The sequence below is a fragment of the Castellaniella sp. S9 genome (genome assembly GCF_027257175.1).
GTDB lineage: Bacteria > Pseudomonadota > Gammaproteobacteria > Burkholderiales > Burkholderiaceae_B > Castellaniella.
Map to the genome: position 1 here is coordinate 320,146 of NZ_JAPFGD010000003.1, position 20,438 is coordinate 340,583.

A 20,438-nucleotide genomic window follows, 5' to 3' on the forward strand; every position below is an offset into this window, starting at 1 on the left:
GGCCCGCGGCGCGGCGGCTCAACCGCCGGCGTCCGAGGCCTTCAGGTCCAGCCAGACCCGGCGCATGCCCGGGTCGTCCTCGTCGGGATCGTTGCGGAACCCCAGATGCGCCATCAGGCCGAGCATCGGCCGGTTGGTCGCGAGGATCACGCCGTCGATGTAACCCAGGCCCTGGCGGCGCGCCGCGCGAATCAGGCCGCGCATCAATTCCTGGCCCAGGCCCCGGCGTTGCCAATCGTCGGCAACCACCAGGGCGTACTCGGCGCCCTGTCCGTCCGCATTGCGCAGATAGTGCGAGAACCCGATGATGCGCTCGCGCAGCAGGCCGCGGTTCTCGGGATTGGACACCTGGATCGTGGCCACCAGGGCCAGTTCGCGGTCGTAGTCGATGCGGGTATAGCGGGCCAGCATGCGCGGCGTCAGTTCGCGCAGCATCGAAACAAAACGCATGTAGCGCGATTCGTCGGACAAGTCGCGCACGAATTCCTGCAGCAGCGCCGCATCCTCGGGCCGGATCGGGCGCAGCAGCCATTCCTGCCCGTCGTCGAACTGCATGGCGCGCACCAGCCGCCGCGGATAGGGATGGATGGCCATGTGGCGATAGGCGCGGTTCTCGGGCCGCTCGCCGTCGTCATGGACGTCGAGTTCGACCTCGACGGCCTCGGCATACAAGGCCGTATCGTCGGCCCATAGAGGATCGATCGACAGGCGCCGGATGCCGGGCAGTTCGCTGGCGATCTCGGACACGCGCTCGAGCGTCTCGCGCAGCCGCTCGAAGACCGCCGGGCTGAGGGTGCGCGACAGTGCGCGGCTCCAGAACTTACCGCGCTGGATCAGCTGGCGGGCCAGGTAATTGTTCAGCGGCGGCAGCTCGATCTCGCGGTTCGGATTGGCGATCTCGGCCAGCCGTCCGCCCGGCCCGAACTGGATGTACGGGCCAAAGCGCAGGTCCTGGCGGATATGGACGGCCATGGGCAGGCCCGCGCGGATGGCCGGGTCCAGCGGACGGTCCGCGAACAGCACGGGCATGTCGAAGCAGTCGAACAGCCAGCGGCAGGCGTGCGCATCCAGATGCGTGCGGCCGGTCATGCGGGCGTCGGCCAGCAACGCGCGCGCCTCGTCCAGGCGCGGCGGCCGATTGAGCATCTCGGGGGGCAGGGCCTGCTGGGCCAGCGTCTGGTTGTACTGATACGAGGCGAGGATGCCGAACGCGTTGGCGGCCGATTCGGGCGTGCGAAACGCCGGCAGGCCCACCAGATCCAGGCGATGGCGCAGGGGACGCATCGACGCATCCCCCATGAAGCAGCACATGATGGGTTTCTGGGCATGGGCGGAAAAATCCGCCAGGGCATCGATGGCCGGCGCCATGTCCGACAGCCGGTCGGGCGCCAGCAGCACCAGCACGCCGTCGACCGCGGTATCGGCGACCAGCAGGCTGAGCATCCGCCGCATGCGCTCGGGATCCAGCGGCGCATGGCTGATCACCGGATTGCCCACCGCGGCGCCGGGTTCGAGCAGTTCGGCCAGGTCCTTGCGGGTCTGGCCGCCCAGTTCGGCCCGGGTGACGGGCGCGCCCACGCCGATCACGTCCAGCGCCAGGTGCGCGGCGCCGTGGCCGTTCGAGACGATCGCAATGCGCCGGCCGCGATGACGCGGCCCATGGACCAGAACCTTGAGCGCGGAAAACAATTGGACGAAGAATTGGATACGCACCGCGCCCGTGCGCCGCAGCAAGGCGCTGAACACCGCGTCGCCGGCCAGCGACGCCCCCGCGGGATCCGCCTGCCGGCCGACCTTGAGCACGATGACCGGCTTGACGCTGGCGGCCGCGTTCAGCGCGCTGGTGAAACGGCGCGACGAGTCGACGTCCTCGAGGTACAGCACCACACTGTCGGTGCGCGGATCCATCGCCAGGTATTCCAGGATCTCGGCCACCGCCACCCCGGTCTCGTCGCCGGCCGACACCACGGCCGAGAACCCGAGCCGGATGTCACCCGCCCAGTCCAGCACTGCGGCGGGCACCATGCGCGATTGCGCCACCATGGCGACGCGGCCGACCGGCGCGGTATCGGGCTCGAGGCTGAGATTGAGCCCCAGGTGGGGACGCTGCACGCCGAGCGCGCCCGGGCCCAGCACCAGGCAGTCATTCATCAACCCCCACGATTGGCAATAGACCCGGGTTTCCACCGGATCACGCGAAGGTGTCTCGTGGGGCAGCAGCACCAGGGCGCGCGGGCGAAACCGGCGCAGGGCCCCCAGGATGGACGGCAAGTGGGCGGGATCGACGCACAGCAGCGCCAGGTCCGGGCGCTGCCCCTCCTGCAGATAGTCGAGGCGCTCCGGCAGACGCACGCCCCCCGAGGCGTCCACCCTCACCTCGGTGATCCGTCCGCGCAGGCGCGGCGGAGTCTGGCGCACGACGGGAAGCTCGCGCGCGCTGATGACCAACACGGAACGTGGCTCGAACAAGGCAGCCAAGCGATGACGCAACATAGAAACCTGAAATAACGGCCCGGAACAGGACTTCAACTGTACTTTAAAATGGCGGCTTGACTCCAACCCGCGGCGCCTGGCTTGCCGACGCCGCCCAGCCCATCGATCCGACATGACCGCGCCCCACTCCGACACCGTGCGCACTCGATTTGCGCCCTCGCCCACCGGCTACCTGCACCTCGGGGGCGCGCGCACCGCGCTGTTCTCCTGGGCTTTCGCCCGCCACCACGGCGGGACCTTCGTCCTGCGCATCGAGGACACCGACCTCGAGCGCTCGACCCCGGAGGCGGTGCAGGCCATCCTCGACGGCATGGCCTGGCTGGGCCTGGACCCCGACGAGGGGCCGTTCTACCAGATGCGGCGGATGGACCGCTACCGCGAGGTCATTGCCCGGATGCTCGAGGAAGGCACCGCCTACCGGTGCTACAGCACCCCCGAGGAGGTCGAGGCCATGCGCGAGCGCGCCCGCGCGATCGGCGCCAAGCCGCGCTACGACGGCACCTGGCGCCCCGAGCCCGGCAAGACGCTGCCCCCCGTGCCGCCGGGGGTGCGCCCGGTGGTGCGTTTTCGCAGCCCCCTCGAGGGCGTCACCCACTGGGACGACCTCGTCAAGGGCCCCATCAGCTTCGACAATACCGAGCTCGACGACCTGGTGATCGCCCGGCCCGACGGCACGCCCACCTATAACTTCTGCGTGGTGGTCGACGACTGGGACATGCGCATCACCCACGTGATCCGCGGCGACGACCATGTGAACAACACGCCGCGCCAGATCAATATCCTGCGCGCCCTGGGTGCGCAGCCGCCGTGCTATGGCCATGTGCCCATGATCCTGGGCCCCGACGGCGAAAAGCTGTCCAAGCGCCACGGCGCGGTCAGTGTGATGGAGTACGACACCCTCGGCTACCTGCCCGAAGCCATGGTGAATTACCTGGCCCGGCTGGGCTGGAGCCACGGCAACGACGAGCTATTCACCCGCGAGCAGTTCGTCGAATGGTTCGATTCCCGCAACCTCAGCCGCTCCGCCGCCCAATGGGACCCCAAGAAGCTCAACTGGGTCAACGCCCACGCCATCCGCCAGGCCTCGAACGAGGACCTGGCCTCGCGCGTGGCGCCGCGGATACTGCGCCGGGGCGGCGATGCGGCGGCGGCCGACCTGGCCGCCGTCATGGGCCTGCTCAAGGACCGCAGCGAAACCCTCGAACAACTCGCCGAGGGCGCCATGCTGTTCTGCGGCCCCTACCGGCCGGCCGACGAAGCGCTGCGCACCGAGGTCCTGGACGAATCCGCCCGCGTCCTGCTGCGGGATTTCGCGGACCGCGCCACCGCCCTGACGGACTGGACCGAAGCCGCGCTGGACGCCCTGATCAAGGCGATGCTGCAGTCGCATGGCATCAAGATGCCCCGGCTGGCCATTCCCCTGCGGGTCGCGACCACCGGCGTCAAGCACACACCCTCGATCGGCGCCGTCCTGGCCCTGCTGGGCCGCGACACCGTCCTCGAGCGCCTGGCCGCCGCGACGGCGGACTGAGGCGACACCCGGTCCGCCGGGGCCGGGCGCCCGCGCCGCCGAGGGCGACTAGAACGGCAAGCGATAACCCGCCGACATGCGCCGCACGTCGACCAGGCCCTCGGCCCCGCGCAAGCGCAGCCTGGCGGGATCGACGTCCAGGATCTCGTAGCGGTTGGTGTAGATCGGATCGTCGAGATTGACGGGCGAGCCGTTGGACAGCACGGTGCGCAGCACCAGGGTCTGGCCCTCGCGCTGCCAGCAGCCGCTCTCGTGCAGGCCCTGCGAGGGGGTGCGCGGCCGCTTGATCTGCTGAACGTAGACCATGGTGCCGTCGGAATTGAGGGTATAGAGGGTGCGGATCGCGCCAGCCACGCCACGCTGGCTGGCAACGCTGAGCCAATTGCCGACCACGGCCTCGCCGGCGGCGGCGGGCCGGCACTGCGGCGCGGTCTGTTGTTGGCGCACGGAGCCGGTCGGCGCGCAGGCCGCCAGCGCGGCCGCCGCCAGGCACGCCCCCAGGATACGAAACCGAATAAGCCGCATGTCTTGATCCCCATCCATGACAAATGCCATCCAAAAGCCATGACGCGCCCAGGGCCGTCCGGCGCAAGAGGACGGCGGGCGCCCTACAATCGGATGCAGACGCCTTGGCGGACCGCCAAGGGATCATTCTAACCACTATGAGCCAGCCCATCCTCCTCACCCTGCATCTTTTTGCCGCGATCTTTTTCGTCGGCACGGTGTTCTTCGAGGTGCTGATACTCGAAGGCATCCGCAAGCCCCTGGGGCGCGAGGCCATGCGCGAGGTCGAGCGCGCGATCGGCCGGCGCGCGCGCCGCTTCATGCCCTTCGTCATCCTGGTCCTGTTCGGCGCCGGCATCGGCATGGCGTGGCCCTATCGCGAGACGTTGGCGCATCCCTTCGACACCAGCTTCGCCACCTTGCTGTGGCTCAAGATCCTGCTGGCCGCAAGCGTGCTCGCCCATTTCATCGCCGCCATGGTCCTGGGCGGCACCGGCCGCCTCAAGACCCGGCACTTCCAGCGCATACACATCAGCGTGTTCTGCCACGTCGTGCTGATCGTATTCCTCGCCAAGGCCATGTTCTACCTGCACTGGTAAGGGTGCCCCAGAACAATTGGTTGCAAAAAGGCCGAGCGGCCCGCAGCATGCGGGCCGCGCGCCGTTGTCCACAGACCGAATGTGGACAAGCGCGCCGGATTGTGGAGAACCCGCTCCCGCGGCGCTTGATCCCCCCCGATTACCCCACTACAATTTGTGGACGGCACATTCGACACCACTATATGTGGTAGTGCCCTGCAGCCTGCTGCATATCTCAAGAAAAACAGAAAGTACGCCCATTTCCACCCTTTTTCCGCTGCGGCGCGCCCGGCTTCCGCCCTCGCCGCAGTCATCCGATCGCCAGGAGAACCTATGCACAGTCCCTATCTCGCCGAACAGGACGCCCCTTCCTCTCGGTCTCTCGCGCCCTCGCCGGCCACTGAGGACTCCCAGAACGGCCAGTGGCAGAACTTCCACATCATGCGGCGCAACGGCGCGGTGGTCGGGTTCGAGCCCAGCAAAATCGCGGTCGCCATGACCAAGGCGTTCCTCGCCGTGCATGGCGGACAAAGCGCCGCGTCGGCGCGGGTGCGCGAACTGGTCGAGACCCTCACGGGCCACGTGGTCGGCGCCCTGGTGCGCAATCGTCCCGGCGGCGGCACCTTCCACATCGAGGAGGTCCAGGACCAGGTCGAACTGGCCCTGATGCGCTCGGGCGAGCACGACGTCGCGCGCGCCTACGTGCTGTATCGCGAAAAGCGCGCACAAGCGCGCCAGCAGGAAGGCGCCGCCCAGGCGCCCGCGGCCCCGGCCGCGACGATTTCGGTGCAGGACGGCGAGGCGCGCCGCCCGCTGGACATGGCGCTGCTGCGCAAGACCATCGAGGAAGCCGCACACAACCTGCCCCACGACATCGACGTCGACGGCATCCTGCAGGAAACGGTCAAGAACCTCTACGACGGCGTCCCCGTCGACGAGGTTTACAAGTCCGCCATCCTGGCCGCGCGTTCGCGGGTCGAAACCGACCCCTCCTACAGCCAGGTGACGGCGCGCCTGCTGCTGCACACGATCCGCAAGGAAGTCCTGGGCCAGGAATGCCTGCAGGCGGACATGGCCACGCGCTATGCGGAATACTTTCCCACCTTCATCAAGACCGGCATCGAGGCCGAACTCCTGAACCGCGAACTCGCGCTGTTCGACCTGCCGCGCCTGGCGCAGGCCCTGGACGCGTCGCGCGACGAACAGTTCAACTACCTGGGACTGCAGACCCTCTACGACCGCTATTTCCTCCACGTGCGCGGCCATCGCATCGAGCTGCCGCAGATCTTCTTCATGCGGGTGGCGATGGGCCTCGCGCTGAATGAAATCCACCGCGAGGAACGCGCCATCGAGTTCTACCACGTGCTGTCCTCGTTCGACTTCATGAGCTCGACGCCGACGCTCTTCAACAGCGGCACCCTGCACTCGCAACTGTCCTCGTGCTATCTGACCACGGTCTCCGACGACCTGTCGGGAATCTACGACGCGATCAAGGAAAACGCCCTGCTGGCCAAGTACGCCGGCGGCCTGGGCAATGACTGGACGCCGGTGCGCGCACTGCGCAGCCACATCAAGGGCACCAACGGCGAGAGCCAGGGCGTCGTGCCGTTTCTCAAGGTCGTCAACGACACGGCGCTGGCGGTCAACCAGGGCGGCAAGCGCAAGGGCGCGGTCTGCGCCTATCTCGAGACCTGGCACCTGGACATCGAGGAGTTCCTCGAGCTGCGCAAGAACACCGGCGACGAGCGCCGCCGTACCCACGACATGAACACGGCGAACTGGATCCCGGACCTGTTCATGAAGCGCGTCATGGAAAACGGCGAATGGACGCTGTTCTCGCCCTCGGATGCGCCGGATCTGCACGACAAGGTGGGGCGCGCCTTCGAGCAGGCCTACGTCGGCTACGAGCAAAAGGTCGCCAGCGGCGAACTGACGCTCTACAAGAAAATCCCGGCCCTGACGCTGTGGCGCAAGATGCTGTCCATGCTGTTCGAGACCGGCCATCCCTGGCTCACCTTCAAGGACCCGTGCAACATCCGCTCGCCGCAGCAGCACGTGGGCGTGGTGCACAGCTCGAACCTGTGCACCGAGATCACCTTGAACACCAGCGACACCGAGATCGCCGTCTGCAACCTCGGTTCGGTGAACCTGGTCGCCCACCTCAAGGAAACGGCCGAGGGCGGCTACGCCATCGACCACGACAAACTGCGCAAGACCATCGCCACCGCGATGCGCATGCTCGACAACGTCATCGACATCAACTACTACGCGGTGCCCAAGGCGCGCAACTCGAACCTGCGCCACCGTCCGGTGGGCCTGGGCATGATGGGCTTCCAGGACTGCCTGCTCAAGATGCGCATCCCGTTCGCCTCGCAGGAGGCCGTCGAATTCGCCGATGCGTCGGCCGAGGCGGTGTGCTATTACGCCTATGCGGCCTCCAGCGGCCTGGCCGCCGAGCGCGGCCGCTACGAGAGCTATGCCGGTTCGCTGTGGGACCGCGGCATCCTGCCGCAGGACTCGCTGGAGCTGTTGCGCGAGGAACGCGGCGGCCACGTCGAGGTCGACATGTCCAGCCGCATGGACTGGACCAGCCTGCGTGAGCAGATCCGCGTCAATGGCATGCGCAATTCCAACTGCGTGGCCATCGCGCCGACGGCGACCATCGCCAACATCATCGGCGTGTCGCCCTGCATCGAGCCCACCTACCGCAACCTGTACGTGAAATCGAACCTGTCGGGCGAATTCACCGTCGTCAACGACTACCTGGTGCGCGACCTCAAGGCACGCGGCCTGTGGGACGAGGTCATGGTCGCCGACCTCAAGTACTTCGACGGCAGCCTGGCGCGCATCGACCGCGTCCCTCAAGAACTGCGCGCGCTGTACGCGACCGCATTCGAGGTCGAGCCCCAGTGGGTCGTCGAATGCGCCGCGCGCCGCCAGAAATGGATCGACCAGGCGCAATCACTGAATATCTTCATGGCCGGCGTATCCGGCAAGAAACTCGACGAGACCTACAAGCTCGCCTGGATCCGCGGCCTGAAGACCACCTACTACCTGCGCTCGAGCAGCGCCACCAACGCCGAGAAATCCACCGGCCGCGGCGGCGAGCTGAATGCCGTCTCCAGCCAGGGTTCGTCCGGCGGCCTCGCGGCCTCCGCACCCATCCAGTTGCCCGAGGCCGAAGTCGTCGGCACGGTCTGCACCCTGCGGCCGGGCGACGAAGGTTTCGATGAATGCGAGGCGTGCCAGTAAGCCGCCCCGAACCGATCAAAGGAGTCCCCATCATGTTGAGTTTCGAAGACACCCCGGTCCCGGCCCCCGCCCGTGCGCCCGCCCCCATGGCCGGCGCGCCGGGCACGGCGACGCCGCAGACCAGTGTGTCGTCCTCGGGCGACGGCGGGCGCGTGCGCGCCGCCGACAAGCGCATCATCAACGGCACCACGGACGTCAATCAGCTGGTGCCCTTCAAATACAAGTGGGCCTGGGAAAAATACCTGGCCACCTGCGCCAACCACTGGATGCCGCAGGAAATCAATATGTCGCGCGACATCGCGCTCTGGAAGAACCCCGACGGCCTGACCGAGGACGAGCGCCGCATCGTCAAGCGCAACCTGGGGTTCTTCGTCACTGCCGACTCGCTGGCGGCCAACAACATCGTGCTGGGCACGTACCGCCACATCACGGCGCCCGAGTGCCGCCAGTTCCTCCTGCGACAGGCCTTCGAGGAAGCCATCCATACGCACGCCTACCAGTACATCGTCGAGAGCCTCGATCTGGACGAGGGCGAGATCTTCAACGCCTACAACGAAGTCCCCTCGATTCGCGCCAAGGACGAGTTCCTGCTGCCCTTCATCGACGCCATCGCCGACCCCGACTTCAAGACCGGCACCCCCGAAGCGGACCAGACGCTGCTGCGTTCCCTGATTGCGTTTGCCTGCCTGATGGAAGGCCTGTTCTTCTACGTCGGCTTCACGCAGATCCTTGCGCTGGGCCGCCAGAACAAAATGACGGGTGCCGCCGAGCAGTACATGTACATCCTGCGCGACGAATCCATGCACTGCAATTTCGGCATCGACCTGATCAATACGGTCAAGCTCGAAAACCCGCACCTGTGGACGCCCGCGTTCCGCGAGGAAATCAAGGACATGTTCCTCAAGGCCGTCGACCTCGAATACGCCTACGCCGAGGACACCATGCCGCGTGGCGTGCTGGGGCTGAACGCCTCGATGTTCAAGTCCTACTTGCGCTTCATCGCCAATCGCCGCAGCCAGCAGATCGGCCTCGAAGCGCTGTTCCCCAATGAGGAAAATCCATTCCCGTGGATGGCCGAGATGATCGACTTGAAAAAGGAACGCAACTTTTTCGAGACACGAGTGATCGAATATCAAACCGGGGGAGCGCTCAGCTGGGAATAATGCTTGGAATAGATTGATTGCTTACGTTAGACTCTAAGGCGTGCGACATCAACCATCGCACGCCTGCGCCATTTGAGATGGGCCGCGCCCGCGGCGGGGGTCATATCAAATGGGTGGACGTTCACTTTCGACCTCAAGGAGCATGACTATGGCAACCGCCAAGAAGGCCTCCGCCAAGCCGGCCAAGAAAGCTGCACCCGCGAAATCCAGCAGTAAATCCGAGGACAAGAAGACCGCCAAAAAAGCAGTAAGCAAAGCGGCCGCCACCAAGAAGGCGGTTGCTAAAAAGACCGTCGCCAAAAAAGCCGTCGCCAAAAAGACGCCCGCCAAAAAAGCCGTCGCCAAGAAGACCGCCGTAAAGAAAGCCACGGTCAAGAAGGCCGCCGCCAAAAAGGCGCCGGCGAAAAAGGCCGCGACCAAAAAGGCCGTCGCCAAAAAAGCGGCCGCCAAAAAGGCGCCGGTGAAAAAAACGGTTGCAAAGAAAGCGCCGGCCAAAAAAGTCGCCGTCAAGAAAGCGCCGGTGAAAAAAGCCGCGGCCAAGAAGGCGGTCGCTAAAAAAGCGGTCGCCAAAAAGGCCCCGGCCAAGAAGGCGCCGGCCAAGAAGGCCGCTGCCAAGAAACCCGCCGCCAAGCCTGCCCCGGCCCGCAAGGCTGCGCCCAAAAAGGCCGCCGCCAAGCCCGAAACCCCGGCACCCGAGGCACGCACCGACGTGAACCCGGCCAATTCCTGGCCCTTCCCGACGACCAACCGTCCCTGACGCCATCCGGCATGAAGGCCCGGCAGCAACTTGCCGGGCCTTTTTCATTGATGCGAAAATGGACGACTACAAAAGGCCCGCGAGCGACCTCCCATGTTGCGTGACATTCTGGTTTTCCTGATCGACATCGTCTTTTCCCTGTTCGGGATCGCGCTCATCCTGCGTGCCTGGATGTATGCCATCCGGCTGCACCCTTTCAATCCCTACTCGCAGGCGATCCTGCGCGCCTCCGACTGGCTCGTCCAGCCACTGCGCAAGGTGGTGCCCGCCACCGGCCGCTTCGATTGGCCCTGCATCATCGCCTGCTGGTTGACCGCGCTGATCTATCTGATGCTCAGCGGCTTCATTCTCTCGGCGGGCAGCCTGCCGCCGGCCGGCTTGATCGTGCCTGCCATACTGGCCGCGGTGCTGACCGCACTGAAATGGTTTTTCAACGTCATTGTGTGGGTCACGTTGATCCAGGCCGTGCTGTCGTGGATCAATCCGCTGTCGCCGGTGATGCCGGTGCTCTACACGCTCACCGCCCCATTGCTGGACCCGATCCGGCGCGCGCTGCCGCGCATGGGCGGCCTGGATTTCTCGCCCCTGATCCTGCTGGTGATCGCACAGGTCGCCATGATGGTGGTGCAGCACCTGGCGTTCTCGGTCTTCGGACTATAGGCCCCAAAATGCTTGCGGCGCCCCAAGGGGGCGCCGCGTTCATCGCGGCCACCGGGCCGCAACAGCGAGCGCAGGCCTTACAGCGGCACGACGCGGGTCGGGCCGCCGCCGCTGATCAATTGCACACGCTGTCCGGAGGACAGCGGCACGTCGTCCGCCTGCGCAATCACGCGGGTTTCCCCGTTGTCCAGGCGTACAGTGATCTCGAGCCCCTTGGTCTTGGCCGCCGTGTTTTCGATCGTGTTGCCGGCCAAGCCGCCCAGGACCGCCCCGCCCATCGTGGCCAGCACCTGGCCCGTGCCGCCGCCGATGGTGCTGCCGGCAACGCCGCCCAGGGCTGCGCCGGCGAGCGCGCCCGCCCCCGAGCTCTTGTCGGTCTGGATCGTGACGGGACGCACGGAGACCACGGTGCCATAGCGCACGATTTGTTCCTGCTGGGCCTGGCCGTAGGTATAGACGGAACTGGAGGCGCTGTGATTGGCACAACCCGCCAGGACGGCGAACGAGACCGCCAGGCCGGCCGCTGCCAGCCCGCGCAATACCCGCAGCCGCGCATCGCTTGTGTTCACGGTTTGCATGACGAAAACTCCTGAGTCGAGTGGGACAAGAATAGGTGCCTAGGACAGCCCGGATGCATCGATACCATAATTCGACTGCAGCGCAGCCGCGATATCCAGCCGTGTCGGCTGATGATTTTGTGGTCCCCTCGCCCCGATTTTAAAGCTCCCCATGATGTTCGCCAAGCAGCAGGCATCGCGCAGGGCCCAACCCTCGACCAGACCGTACAACAGGCCGGCGCGATGCGCATCGCCGCAACCCGTCGGATCCACGGGATCGTTGGCCGGCACCGGCGGAATGTCGGCCTGCGAGCCGTTTTCGTACAGCGTCGCGCCATGGGGGCCGCGCGTCACCACCGCGGCCCGCAACCCTTCCGCGATGCGCTCGATGGGTGCCCCCACACGCTGCTCGATCACGCTGGCCTCATAATCATTGGCTGTCAGGATGCTGGCCATGGCGAGCATCTCGCGCAGGTCGTCGCCATCGAACAGCGGCATCGCCTGGCCCAGGTCGAAGATGAATGGAATGCCTTGCGCATGCAGGCGCCGGGCATGAGAGAACATGCCGTCCTTCGCATCCGGCGCAACGATGGCCCATGCGCTCGTCTGGCTGCCGATGTCGTTTTCGGCCGAACGCAGCATCGCGCCCGGATGAAAGGACGCGATCTGGTTGTTGTCCAGGTCGGTGGTGATGAAGCATTGGGGCGTATAGGCATCAGGCAGCAGGCGCACCAGCCGGGTGTCGATGCCCATGGCGGCCATGCGCTGCAGGTAGTCCTCGGCATCCATGCCCACGGTGCCCACCGGCACGGGCCGCCCGCCCAGCAGGCGCAGGTTGTAGGCGATGTTCCCGGCGCAGCCGCCGAACTCCTTGCGCAGGCTGGGGACGAAGAACGACACGCTCAGGGTCTGGATGTTGTCGGCCAGGATGTGATCCTTGAACCGGCCTTCGAACACGGCGATCGTATCGAAAGCGATCGAGCCGCAAATCAGGACTTCCTTGGACATTGGGTTCCTCAGGGAAAGAACAGATCGAGTTGGTAGCCGTTGACCTGGACGCCCGCCACCGCCAGGGGAACTCGCACGAGAATGTCGTCGTGCGCGCCAAAAGGCCCTTTGAGCGCGTCCGGTGGCAGGTAGTCGCCGGGTCCCAGGTTGCGCCGCACCAGACGGGTGCCCGAGGCGTCATTGAGGTCCAGCACGATGGTCGGCCATTCCTGCGGCTGGTCGCTCAGGTTGCGCAAGGTGACCTCCAGCACGTAGTGGCGCGTCGCGTCCTGTGCGGCATCGGTGGCGGCACCGTCCGGCCCCCGGGCGGCCGCCCGCAAGGCGGAGCCGGAAATGCTCAGTCCGGCCAGATCCCGCGCATACGGGACTTGGCATCCCAGCGGCGCGCAGGCCCGCTCGATCGCCGGCCGCAATGCCGGCAAAGCCAGGGCGATCTGCGACCGATAAATATAGGCCAGCTGCGCGCATGCCAGCAGGACGAGCAATGCCAGCAGCAGCACCGTGAGCACGCGTCCCAGCCGGGCCAGCGGGCCGCCCCCGTCCTCGCGGTGCATCAGCGGCGCCGCAGAACCCCCGCGGCCCGCGCGGGCCGGATGCGGTTCGATGAGGAAGGGCGTCGGCCGCGCGGGCGCCGAGGGCGCCGGCCCGATGACGATCCGCTCGGACGGCGGATCGTCGTCCTCCGGAACAGGCCCGATGGAGGGCCCCGGAGACGGATCGTCCCGCCGCCCATCGAGGGCGATGTCCACGGTGAAGTGCGGTTCCTCGCGGCTCGTGCGGCCTGGCCGGAAGACCTGCGGGCCCGGTGGAATCGGCGCCATGGATTCGGACGGCACACGGGGCGGCGATGCAGAGGCGGCCGGGCCGGGCGGCGGCGCCGGCGTTGTGCGCGACCCCGCGTCCGAGACGACCTCGGCATAACCATCGAATATGTGCGCGCACTGCACGCAACGGATATAGCCTTTGCGCAACTGCAATTCCTGCAGGCTGACGCCGAAGATGGTTCCGCAGCTCGGGCAGCGCGTGGTCAGGTCCATGCCCGTCGCCTATGCGTTCCTGCGGCCGGCCAGGCAGACCCAACCGTCGCGCGCGCGCCAGACCTCGAGGGCCACCCAGGGCGCATAGGCGGCGGCGACCTCGTCGGCCTGGCGCTCGAGCACGCCCGAGAGCACCAGGCTGCCGCCGGGCTCGACCCGGGCGGCCAGCATGGGCGCCAGGACCATCAGGGGATTGGACAGGATGTTGGCGACCACGATCCGGCTGCCGCCGTCGGGCAATCCGTCCGGCAGCCAGGCGTCGATCCGCACGTGATTGGCCGCCGCGTTCCGCTCAGTGGCCAGCACGGCCTGCTCGTCGATGTCGACCGCATGCACGCGCGCCGCGCCGAGCATCCGCGCGGCGATCGCCAGGATCCCCGAGCCGCAGCCATAGTCGAGGACTGTTTCACCGCCACGGACATGGCTGGACAGCCACTCGAGGCACAGGTGCGTGGTCGGATGGCTGCCGGTGCCGAATGCCAAGCCAGGATCGAGTTCGATGCGTACGATGCCATCGGCGACGGCCGGCGGCACGCCCTCGTCCTGGCGGTGCCAACTGGGCACGATCCATATCCGGTCGCCCACCGCGATCGGGCCAAACTGCGATTGCGTCAAACGCACCCAGTCCTCGTCGGGCACCTCGCGCACGGACCAGTGCACGGGTTCCCGGTCCGGTGTGCCGGAATCGTCCAGCACCGCCGCGATCTGTGCGGGATCCTGGCCGTCGGGCAGCAGCGCCACGATGCGATTGTGCCGCCACGCCAGGACCTCGGGCTCGATCCCTGGTTCGCCGAACAGGGCCTGTTCATGCGCGGTGTCCCCATCGGCGTCCTCGACCGATACGGCCAGGGCGCCGGCCTCCAGCAAGGCATCCGACCACGCCTCAGCCAGGGCTTCGGGGCAACTCAGCACAAGCTCGCGCATCCCGTACCCGCCCCCTCAGTTCCGCTGCGAGAGCTTTTGCTCAAGATAATGAATGCTGGTGCCGCCGCGCACGAAATTGGCATCCTGCAACAGTTCGCGGTGCAGGGGGATATTGGTCTGCACGCCCTCGACGATCATTTCGGACAGGGCGATGTCCATGCGCATGATGGCCTGGTGGCGGTCATCGCCGTAGGTGATGAGCTTGGCGATCATGGAATCGTAGTACGGCGGCACGGTATAGCCGCTGAAGACGTGCGAATCCATGCGCACGCCCGGGCCGCCCGGCGTATGCCAGTTGCTGATGCGCCCGGGGCTGGGAATGAACTTGAAGGGGTCTTCGGCATTGATGCGGCACTCGATGGCATGGCCGCGCAACTGGATGTCGCGCTGGCGCAGCGTGAAGGGCTCGCCCGCCGCAATGTGCAGTTGCTGCTGCACCAGGTCGATGCCGGTGATCATCTCGGTGATGGTGTGTTCGACCTGGATGCGGGTGTTCATCTCGATGAAGAAGAACTCGCCGTTCTCGTACAGGAACTCGAAGGTGCCCGCGCCGCGGTAGCGCATCGCCCGGCAGGCCTCGACGCAGCGCTCGCCGATGCGCGAGACCAGCGCGCGGTCCACCCCTGGCGCGGGCGCCTCCTCGATGATTTTCTGGTGGCGCCGCTGCATGGAGCAATCGCGCTCGCCCAGCCAGACGGCCTCGCCCTCGCCGTCGGCCAGCACCTGGATCTCGATGTGGCGCGGATTCTCGAGGAATTTCTCGAGGTAGACCTCGGGATTGTTGAAGGCGGCGCCGGCCTCGGTGCGGGTCATGGCGACGGCGTTCAGCAAGGCCGCCTCGGTGTAGACCACCCGCATGCCGCGACCGCCGCCGCCGCCCGCGGCCTTGATGATGACCGGGTAGCCCACCTCGGCCGCAATGCGCTGGACCTCCTTGTCGTCCTCGGGCAGCGCACCGCCCGAGCCGGGCACCACCGGCACGCCCGCGGCAATCATGGCCTGCTTGGCGCTGACCTTGTCGCCCATGATGCGAATACTCTCGGGACGCGGCCCGATGAACACAAAGCCGCTTTTCTCGACACGGTCGGCGAAATCGGCGTTTTCGGACAGGAAACCGTAGCCGGGATGGATGGCCTCGGCGTCGGTGACCTCGGCCGCCGAGATCAGGGCCGGCATGCTGAGGTAGCTGTCGCGGGCAGGCGCGGGGCCGATGCAGACGGACTCGTCGGCCAGGCGCACGTACTTGGCCTCGCGGTCGGCCTCGGAATGCACCACCACGGTCTTGATGCCCAGTTCGCGGCAGGCGCGCTGGATGCGCAGCGCAATTTCACCGCGGTTGGCAATGAGAATTTTCTCGAACATGGTTCAACCGATCACAAACAGCGGTTGCCCGTATTCGACCGGCTCGCCGTTTTCGACGAGGATTTCCTTGATGACGCCGGATTTGTCGGCCTCGATCTCGTTCAAGAGCTTCATGGCCTCGATGATGCACAGGGGCTCGCCTTCCTTGACGGCCTGGCCGACCTCGACGAAGGGGGCCGAGTTGGGATTGGGCGCACGGTAGAAAGTGCCCACCATCGGCGCCTTGACCTGGTGGCCCTGGACGGCGGGGGCCGCGGCCGGCGCGGCGGGCGATTCAGCCGCGGCCGCAGCGACCGGCGCCGGAGCGGGCGCGGGCGCATAGGCGACGGGCTGCTGCGCCTGGGAAAACTTGACGATCCTGACCTTGCCTTCGCCTTCGGTGATCTCGAGTTCGGCGATGCCCGAATCGGCGACCAAATCGATCAGTGTCTTGAGTTTTCTAAGATCCATATACTTTCCCATAAACGTCGCCGCGCATTGGGCGCGGCCACCACATGTCCGAATTTCGCACGATACAGACGAATGCGCCGTCGATCTGCCTCCCGGACCAAGGACGGGGTAGAGCGACGGCCGCAAGTATGCCTGCAGGCAGGGCGAGGCCTACGCGGCCGCCCCGACGGGGTGGATTGAGCACCCCGGCAAAGCGTCTTTTTACGCTAAAACCATCGATTTGTCCATGAAAAGCGCGCGCCAGCCGGAAAAGGCCAAAGATTTGAAACTTAAAGTATCTGGCTGAGCCGGCGGCGAATGTCGGCCGGATCCACCTCGCCCAGAACCACGCCGGCCGGACGGCCCCGCGCATCGAACAGAGCCGTGAACGGCAGGCCGCCGCCCTTGTTGCCCAACTCGCGCATCAGGGGGATGCCCTGGGTGCCGGTGAGCAGGATCGGATACGAGACCTGCACCTTTTGCATGAAGCGTTCCACATTGGCCCGGGTGTCGATCGCCAGTCCCAGGAACGCCACATCGGGATGATCGCGATGCAGGGCGTCCAGGTCGGGCATCTCGCGCACGCAGGGCGGGCACCAGCTGGCCCAGAAATTGGCCAGCACCGGCCGCCCCACCAGCGACGACAGCTCGAAGGCCTCGCCGTCCATGCCTTGGAAAGAGCGGCCGAAAAACGGGTCCACAGGCAGGACCGACGCCGCCGCCGCGCGCACGCCGGCCGCAGCCGCCCCAAGCCCCAGGACGAGGCCGCCCGCCCGGTGCAGGAATTCGCGCCTGCCGATCACGCCATCCACCTGACAAAACTCGTCACCATGCCGTCCATCATAGCATTGGGCCCTACAATACAGGCCGGAGGATCGCGATGCATATACACATACTGGGGATCTGCGGCACGTTCATGGGGGGCCTGGCGCTGATCGCGCGCTCGGCCGGCCACGTGGTCACGGGTTGCGACGCCGGCGTCTACCCACCCATGAGCACGCAATTGCGCGAACAGGGCATCGAACTGGTCGAAGGCTTCGAGGCCGGACAGCTCGCCCTGGGCGCCGACCTGTACATCGTGGGCAACGTCGTCTCGCGAGGCAACCCTCTGATGGAAGCCATCCTCGACCGCGGCCTGCCCTACACCTCGGGGCCGCAATGGCTGGCGGACCACATCCTGCCCGGCCGGCACGTGCTGGCGGTGGCCGGCACCCACGGCAAGACCACCACCAGTTCGATGCTGGCCTGGATATTCCAGCATGCGGGGCGCCCGGCCAGCTTCCTGATCGGCGGCGTGGCGCCCGACCTGGAGGTCTCGGCGCGCTTCGATGCGGCGGCGGCGCATGTCATCATCGAGGCCGACGAGTACGACACCGCGTTCTTCGACAAGCGCTCGAAATTCGTGCACTACCGGCCGCGCACGGCCATCCTCAACAATCTCGAGTACGACCACGCCGACATCTTCCCCGACCTGGGCGCGATCGAAACCCAATTCCACCACCTGGTCCGCACCATACCGGCGGGCGGGCGGATCATCCGGCCGGCCGACGACCCGGCACTGGACCGCGTGCTGGCGCGCGGCTGCTGGACGCCGGTGGAGACCTTCGGCGCGCAGGGCGAATGGCAGGCGGATGCCGATGGCGCGCACGCCGGACGCTGCCTCGTGCGCCATCAGGGCCGCGACGTCGGCGTGCTGGACTGGCAGCTGAGCGGCGCGCACAACCAGTCCAATGCGCTCGCGGCCCTCGCGGCCGCCCATCACGCCGGCATCGCGCCCGAGGACGGCCTGCGGGCGCTTTGCGCGTTCCAGGGCGTGCGCCGCCGCCTGGAGCATCGGGGCACGGCGCGCGGCGTGCACGTCTACGATGATTTCGCGCACCATCCCAGCGCCATCGCGGCCACCCTCGAGGGGCTGCGCCGGCGTGTCGGCCCCGACGCCCGGATTCTCGCCGTGATCGAACCGCGCTCGAATACGATGAAACTGGGCGCCATGGCCACACGCCTGCCCGAATCCCTCAAGCAGGCCGACCTGGTATTCTGCCACGGGGCGATCGACGGCCGGCACGCCCTGGGCTGGAATCCCGCCGAGATCCTGGCGCCCCTGGGCGCGCGCGCCTGGACGGGCGCGGACCTGGACGCCCTGGTCGACGCAGTGCGCACTGCGGCGCGCCCCGGGGACCATGTCCTGGTCATGAGCAACGGCAGCTTCGGCGGCATCCATCGCAAACTGCTGGACGCGCTGGCGGGCGGCGCGCCCTGAGCGCCCGCGGCCGGCCCCACCACCCGACCCATCCATCATGCACGTTCTATACGAAGACAGCGGCAAACTGAAAGCCGAAACCATTCTTTCCCAAACCGACGCCTCGCTGCAGGTCGAATCGGCCACCGGCAAGCGCAGCAAGGTCAAGCGCAACACGGTGCTGTTCGAATTCGAGCAGCCGGCGCCCGAAACACTGCTGGAACAGGCCCAGGCGCTGGCCGGCGAACTGGATGCCGACTTCCTGTGGGAATGCGCGCCCCAGGAGGAATTCGAGGCGGCCGCGCTCGCCGAGGAGTATTTTGGCCATCCGCCCAACGCGGTCGAGAAGACCGCGCTGATCATGGCGCTGGGTGCGGCGCCCGCCTATTTCCACCGGCGCGGGCGCGGCCTCTACCGGCCCGCGCCGCCCGACATCCTCCAGGCCGCTCTCGCCGCCATCGAGAAAAAGCGCCGACAAGCCGAACTCCAGCAGCAATGGACCGATGCGCTGGTGGCCGGCGAACTGCCCGACGCCTTGCGCGCGGTCGCACACGGATTCCTCGACCGTCCCGACAAGAATTCCTCCGAATGGAAGGCGTTCGACGCCGCCGTGCAACACTTGGGCACCACACCCGAGAGGCTGTTGCTGTCGCTGGGCGTCTGGCCTCACACGCTGGCCCTGCTGCGGCACCGCTTCCTGTCGCAGCACTTCCCCAAAGGCACCGACTGGCCGCCCGTCGAGGTCGGCCCCTATGGCGCCGATCTGCCGGAAGCGGACGTCGAGGCCTACTCCGTGGACGACTCGCATACGATCGAGATCGACGACGCGCTGTCGGTCGCGCTGCCCGACGAGCACACTATCCGCGTGGGCATCCACATCGCCGTCCCCGCCCTGGCGGTGACGCGCGGCAGCGCATTCGACGACATGGCGCGCAGCCGCATGTCCACCGTCTACATGCCCGGCCAGAAGATCCCCATGCTGCCGGCCGAGCTCATCGCCGCCTTTTCGCTGGACGAGGGCCAGTGGCGGCCGGCCTTGTCGCTGTATGTCACCGCCCGGCGCGATACGGGCGAGGTCCTGGCGACCGACACCCGCCTCGAACGGATCCGGGTCGCGGGCAACCTGCGCCACGACCAGCTCGACGCCCTCGTCACCGAGGATGCCTTGAACGATCCCGCGGCGCCGCTGCCCCACGGCCACTGGCTGCGGCCCTTGTGGCAGTTCTCGCAGCGCTTGTGCGCGCGCCGCGACGAGGTGCGCGGCAAGGCCGAGAACAACGACCGCATCGAATACAGCTTCGAGATCGAGGGGCCGGCCGACGACCCGTCCTCGATCGTGCGGCTGATTCCGCGCCGGCGCAACGCGCCTCTGGACCGCCTGGTATCCGAATACATGATCCTCGCCAACAGCCTGTGGGGCGGCATGCTGGCCCAGCACGGCGTGCCCGGGATCTACCGCTCCCAGCAGGGCGGACGCGTGCGCATGTCGACGCAGGCCTTGCCGCACGAAGCCATTGCCGTGCCGCAATACATCTGGTCCACCTCGCCCCTGCGCCGCTACGTCGACCTGGTCAACCAGGGCCAGATCATCGCCGCGGCCGAGCACGGCGTCTCGGCGCGGCTGGCCGCGCCGTTCCGGCCAAAGGACGCCGACCTGTACGCCATCATCGGCGCCTTCGATGCCCAGTACGCGCTGTGGGCCGAATTCCAGGCCTCCATGGAGCGCTACTGGTGCATACGCTGGCTGCAGCAGCAGGGCCTGCGCGAAGTCCGGGCCAACGTCCTGCGCGAGAACCTCGTGCGCCTGGCCTGCGCGCCCTTCGTGACGCGCATCAACGGCCTGCCGGAGCTGGAGCGCGGCCACGAAGTCACCCTCGACATCCTCGGCTACGACGAACTGGCGCTGGACATCGACTGCCGGCTGCGCGAGGCCGCATAGGCGCG

General features: G+C 66.9%; 17 protein-coding genes. 8 read left to right on the forward strand and 9 right to left on the reverse strand.

What is annotated here, in order from left to right:
* Positions 1-18 precede the first annotated feature (18 nt).
* The gene (locus OOZ48_RS06625; protein ID WP_269496705.1) at positions 19-2,493 is read right to left on the reverse strand and encodes a bifunctional acetate--CoA ligase family protein/GNAT family N-acetyltransferase; all 2,475 of its coding nucleotides are present in this window, start codon (positions 2,491-2,493) and stop codon (positions 19-21) included.
* 112 nt (positions 2,494-2,605) lie between these two features.
* Here OOZ48_RS06625 and gltX point away from each other — a divergent pair, with 112 nt between their 5' ends.
* On the forward strand, positions 2,606-4,024 hold the full coding sequence (gene gltX / locus OOZ48_RS06630; protein WP_269496706.1) for a glutamate--tRNA ligase: 1,419 nt from the start codon (positions 2,606-2,608) through the stop codon (positions 4,022-4,024).
* Positions 4,025-4,072: 48 nt separating this feature from the next.
* Here the strand turns inward: gltX and OOZ48_RS06635 are convergent, their stop codons facing one another.
* A complete protein-coding gene (locus tag OOZ48_RS06635; RefSeq protein ID WP_269496707.1) occupies positions 4,073-4,549 on the reverse strand; it encodes a hypothetical protein in 477 nt (158 codons plus the stop codon).
* Between the two features lie 137 nt (positions 4,550-4,686).
* Between OOZ48_RS06635 and OOZ48_RS06640 the strand changes: the two genes are divergently transcribed.
* From OOZ48_RS06640 to OOZ48_RS06660, 5 genes are all read left to right on the forward strand, one after another.
* A complete protein-coding gene (locus OOZ48_RS06640) occupies positions 4,687-5,127 on the forward strand; it encodes a CopD family copper resistance protein (RefSeq protein WP_269496708.1) in 441 nt (146 codons plus the stop codon).
* A gap of 312 nt (positions 5,128-5,439) precedes the next feature.
* A complete protein-coding gene (locus tag OOZ48_RS06645) occupies positions 5,440-8,358 on the forward strand; it encodes a ribonucleoside-diphosphate reductase subunit alpha (protein WP_269496709.1) in 2,919 nt (972 codons plus the stop codon).
* Positions 8,359-8,390: 32 nt separating this feature from the next.
* Complete coding sequence (locus tag OOZ48_RS06650; protein ID WP_442867546.1) at positions 8,391-9,521, forward strand: ribonucleotide-diphosphate reductase subunit beta; 1,131 nt, start codon at positions 8,391-8,393, stop codon at positions 9,519-9,521.
* A gap of 148 nt (positions 9,522-9,669) precedes the next feature.
* Positions 9,670-10,278, forward strand: a complete 609-nt coding sequence (locus OOZ48_RS06655) for a histone H1-like DNA-binding protein (protein ID WP_269496710.1) — start codon at positions 9,670-9,672, stop codon at positions 10,276-10,278.
* 93 nt (positions 10,279-10,371) lie between these two features.
* A complete protein-coding gene (locus tag OOZ48_RS06660; RefSeq protein WP_269496711.1) occupies positions 10,372-10,938 on the forward strand; it encodes a YggT family protein in 567 nt (188 codons plus the stop codon).
* Positions 10,939-11,015: 77 nt separating this feature from the next.
* On the opposite strand, the gene OOZ48_RS06665 is transcribed toward OOZ48_RS06660, so the two are convergent.
* From OOZ48_RS06665 to OOZ48_RS06695, 7 genes are all read right to left on the reverse strand, one after another.
* Entirely contained in the window at positions 11,016-11,516 is a 501-nt protein-coding gene (locus OOZ48_RS06665) for a glycine zipper 2TM domain-containing protein (protein ID WP_269496712.1), read from the reverse strand.
* 39 nt (positions 11,517-11,555) lie between these two features.
* Positions 11,556-12,503, reverse strand: coding sequence for a carbohydrate kinase family protein (locus OOZ48_RS06670; RefSeq protein ID WP_269496713.1), 948 nt, complete (start codon positions 12,501-12,503; stop codon positions 11,556-11,558).
* Between the two features lie 8 nt (positions 12,504-12,511).
* Positions 12,512-13,540 carry a zinc-ribbon and DUF3426 domain-containing protein gene (locus OOZ48_RS06675; protein ID WP_269496714.1) on the reverse strand — a complete coding sequence of 343 codons (1,029 nt, stop codon included), beginning with the start codon at positions 13,538-13,540 and terminating at the stop codon, positions 12,512-12,514.
* A 9-nt stretch (positions 13,541-13,549) separates the two neighbouring features.
* Positions 13,550-14,464 carry a 50S ribosomal protein L11 methyltransferase gene (gene prmA / locus OOZ48_RS06680; RefSeq protein ID WP_269496715.1) on the reverse strand — a complete coding sequence of 305 codons (915 nt, stop codon included), beginning with the start codon at positions 14,462-14,464 and terminating at the stop codon, positions 13,550-13,552.
* A gap of 15 nt (positions 14,465-14,479) precedes the next feature.
* Positions 14,480-15,826: an acetyl-CoA carboxylase biotin carboxylase subunit gene (accC, locus tag OOZ48_RS06685; protein WP_269496716.1), complete on the reverse strand. Its 1,347-nt coding sequence runs from the start codon at positions 15,824-15,826 to the stop codon at positions 14,480-14,482.
* 3 nt (positions 15,827-15,829) lie between these two features.
* Positions 15,830-16,276 carry an acetyl-CoA carboxylase biotin carboxyl carrier protein gene (accB, locus tag OOZ48_RS06690; RefSeq protein WP_269496717.1) on the reverse strand — a complete coding sequence of 149 codons (447 nt, stop codon included), beginning with the start codon at positions 16,274-16,276 and terminating at the stop codon, positions 15,830-15,832.
* Between the two features lie 269 nt (positions 16,277-16,545).
* Positions 16,546-17,058, reverse strand: a complete 513-nt coding sequence (locus OOZ48_RS06695) for a TlpA family protein disulfide reductase (protein ID WP_269496718.1) — start codon at positions 17,056-17,058, stop codon at positions 16,546-16,548.
* Between the two features lie 77 nt (positions 17,059-17,135).
* Here OOZ48_RS06695 and mpl point away from each other — a divergent pair, with 77 nt between their 5' ends.
* Positions 17,136-18,515: a UDP-N-acetylmuramate:L-alanyl-gamma-D-glutamyl-meso-diaminopimelate ligase gene (gene mpl, locus OOZ48_RS06700; protein WP_269496719.1), complete on the forward strand. Its 1,380-nt coding sequence runs from the start codon at positions 17,136-17,138 to the stop codon at positions 18,513-18,515.
* Between the two features lie 37 nt (positions 18,516-18,552).
* Entirely contained in the window at positions 18,553-20,433 is a 1,881-nt protein-coding gene (locus OOZ48_RS06705) for a ribonuclease catalytic domain-containing protein (RefSeq protein ID WP_269496720.1), read from the forward strand.
* The last annotated feature ends 5 nt before the right edge of the window (positions 20,434-20,438 follow it).

What these genes read in the sequence shown, in the direction of transcription:
- OOZ48_RS06625 (WP_269496705.1), bottom strand. Translation starts at nt 2,493, where the DNA reads ATGTTGCGTCATCGCTTGGCTGCCTTGTTCGAGCCACGTTCCGTGTTG.
- gltX (WP_269496706.1), top strand. Translation starts at nt 2,606, where the DNA reads ATGACCGCGCCCCACTCCGACACCGTGCGCACTCGATTTGCGCCCTCG.
- OOZ48_RS06635 (WP_269496707.1), bottom strand. Translation starts at nt 4,549, where the DNA reads ATGCGGCTTATTCGGTTTCGTATCCTGGGGGCGTGCCTGGCGGCGGCC.
- OOZ48_RS06640 (WP_269496708.1), top strand. Translation starts at nt 4,687, where the DNA reads ATGAGCCAGCCCATCCTCCTCACCCTGCATCTTTTTGCCGCGATCTTT.
- OOZ48_RS06645 (WP_269496709.1), top strand. Translation starts at nt 5,440, where the DNA reads ATGCACAGTCCCTATCTCGCCGAACAGGACGCCCCTTCCTCTCGGTCT.
- OOZ48_RS06650 (WP_442867546.1), top strand. Translation starts at nt 8,391, where the DNA reads ATGTTGAGTTTCGAAGACACCCCGGTCCCGGCCCCCGCCCGTGCGCCC.
- OOZ48_RS06655 (WP_269496710.1), top strand. Translation starts at nt 9,670, where the DNA reads ATGGCAACCGCCAAGAAGGCCTCCGCCAAGCCGGCCAAGAAAGCTGCA.
- OOZ48_RS06660 (WP_269496711.1), top strand. Translation starts at nt 10,372, where the DNA reads ATGTTGCGTGACATTCTGGTTTTCCTGATCGACATCGTCTTTTCCCTG.
- OOZ48_RS06665 (WP_269496712.1), bottom strand. Translation starts at nt 11,516, where the DNA reads ATGCAAACCGTGAACACAAGCGATGCGCGGCTGCGGGTATTGCGCGGG.
- OOZ48_RS06670 (WP_269496713.1), bottom strand. Translation starts at nt 12,503, where the DNA reads ATGTCCAAGGAAGTCCTGATTTGCGGCTCGATCGCTTTCGATACGATC.
- OOZ48_RS06675 (WP_269496714.1), bottom strand. Translation starts at nt 13,540, where the DNA reads ATGGACCTGACCACGCGCTGCCCGAGCTGCGGAACCATCTTCGGCGTC.
- prmA (WP_269496715.1), bottom strand. Translation starts at nt 14,464, where the DNA reads ATGCGCGAGCTTGTGCTGAGTTGCCCCGAAGCCCTGGCTGAGGCGTGG.
- accC (WP_269496716.1), bottom strand. Translation starts at nt 15,826, where the DNA reads ATGTTCGAGAAAATTCTCATTGCCAACCGCGGTGAAATTGCGCTGCGC.
- accB (WP_269496717.1), bottom strand. Translation starts at nt 16,276, where the DNA reads ATGGATCTTAGAAAACTCAAGACACTGATCGATTTGGTCGCCGATTCG.
- mpl (WP_269496719.1), top strand. Translation starts at nt 17,136, where the DNA reads ATGCATATACACATACTGGGGATCTGCGGCACGTTCATGGGGGGCCTG.
- OOZ48_RS06705 (WP_269496720.1), top strand. Translation starts at nt 18,553, where the DNA reads ATGCACGTTCTATACGAAGACAGCGGCAAACTGAAAGCCGAAACCATT.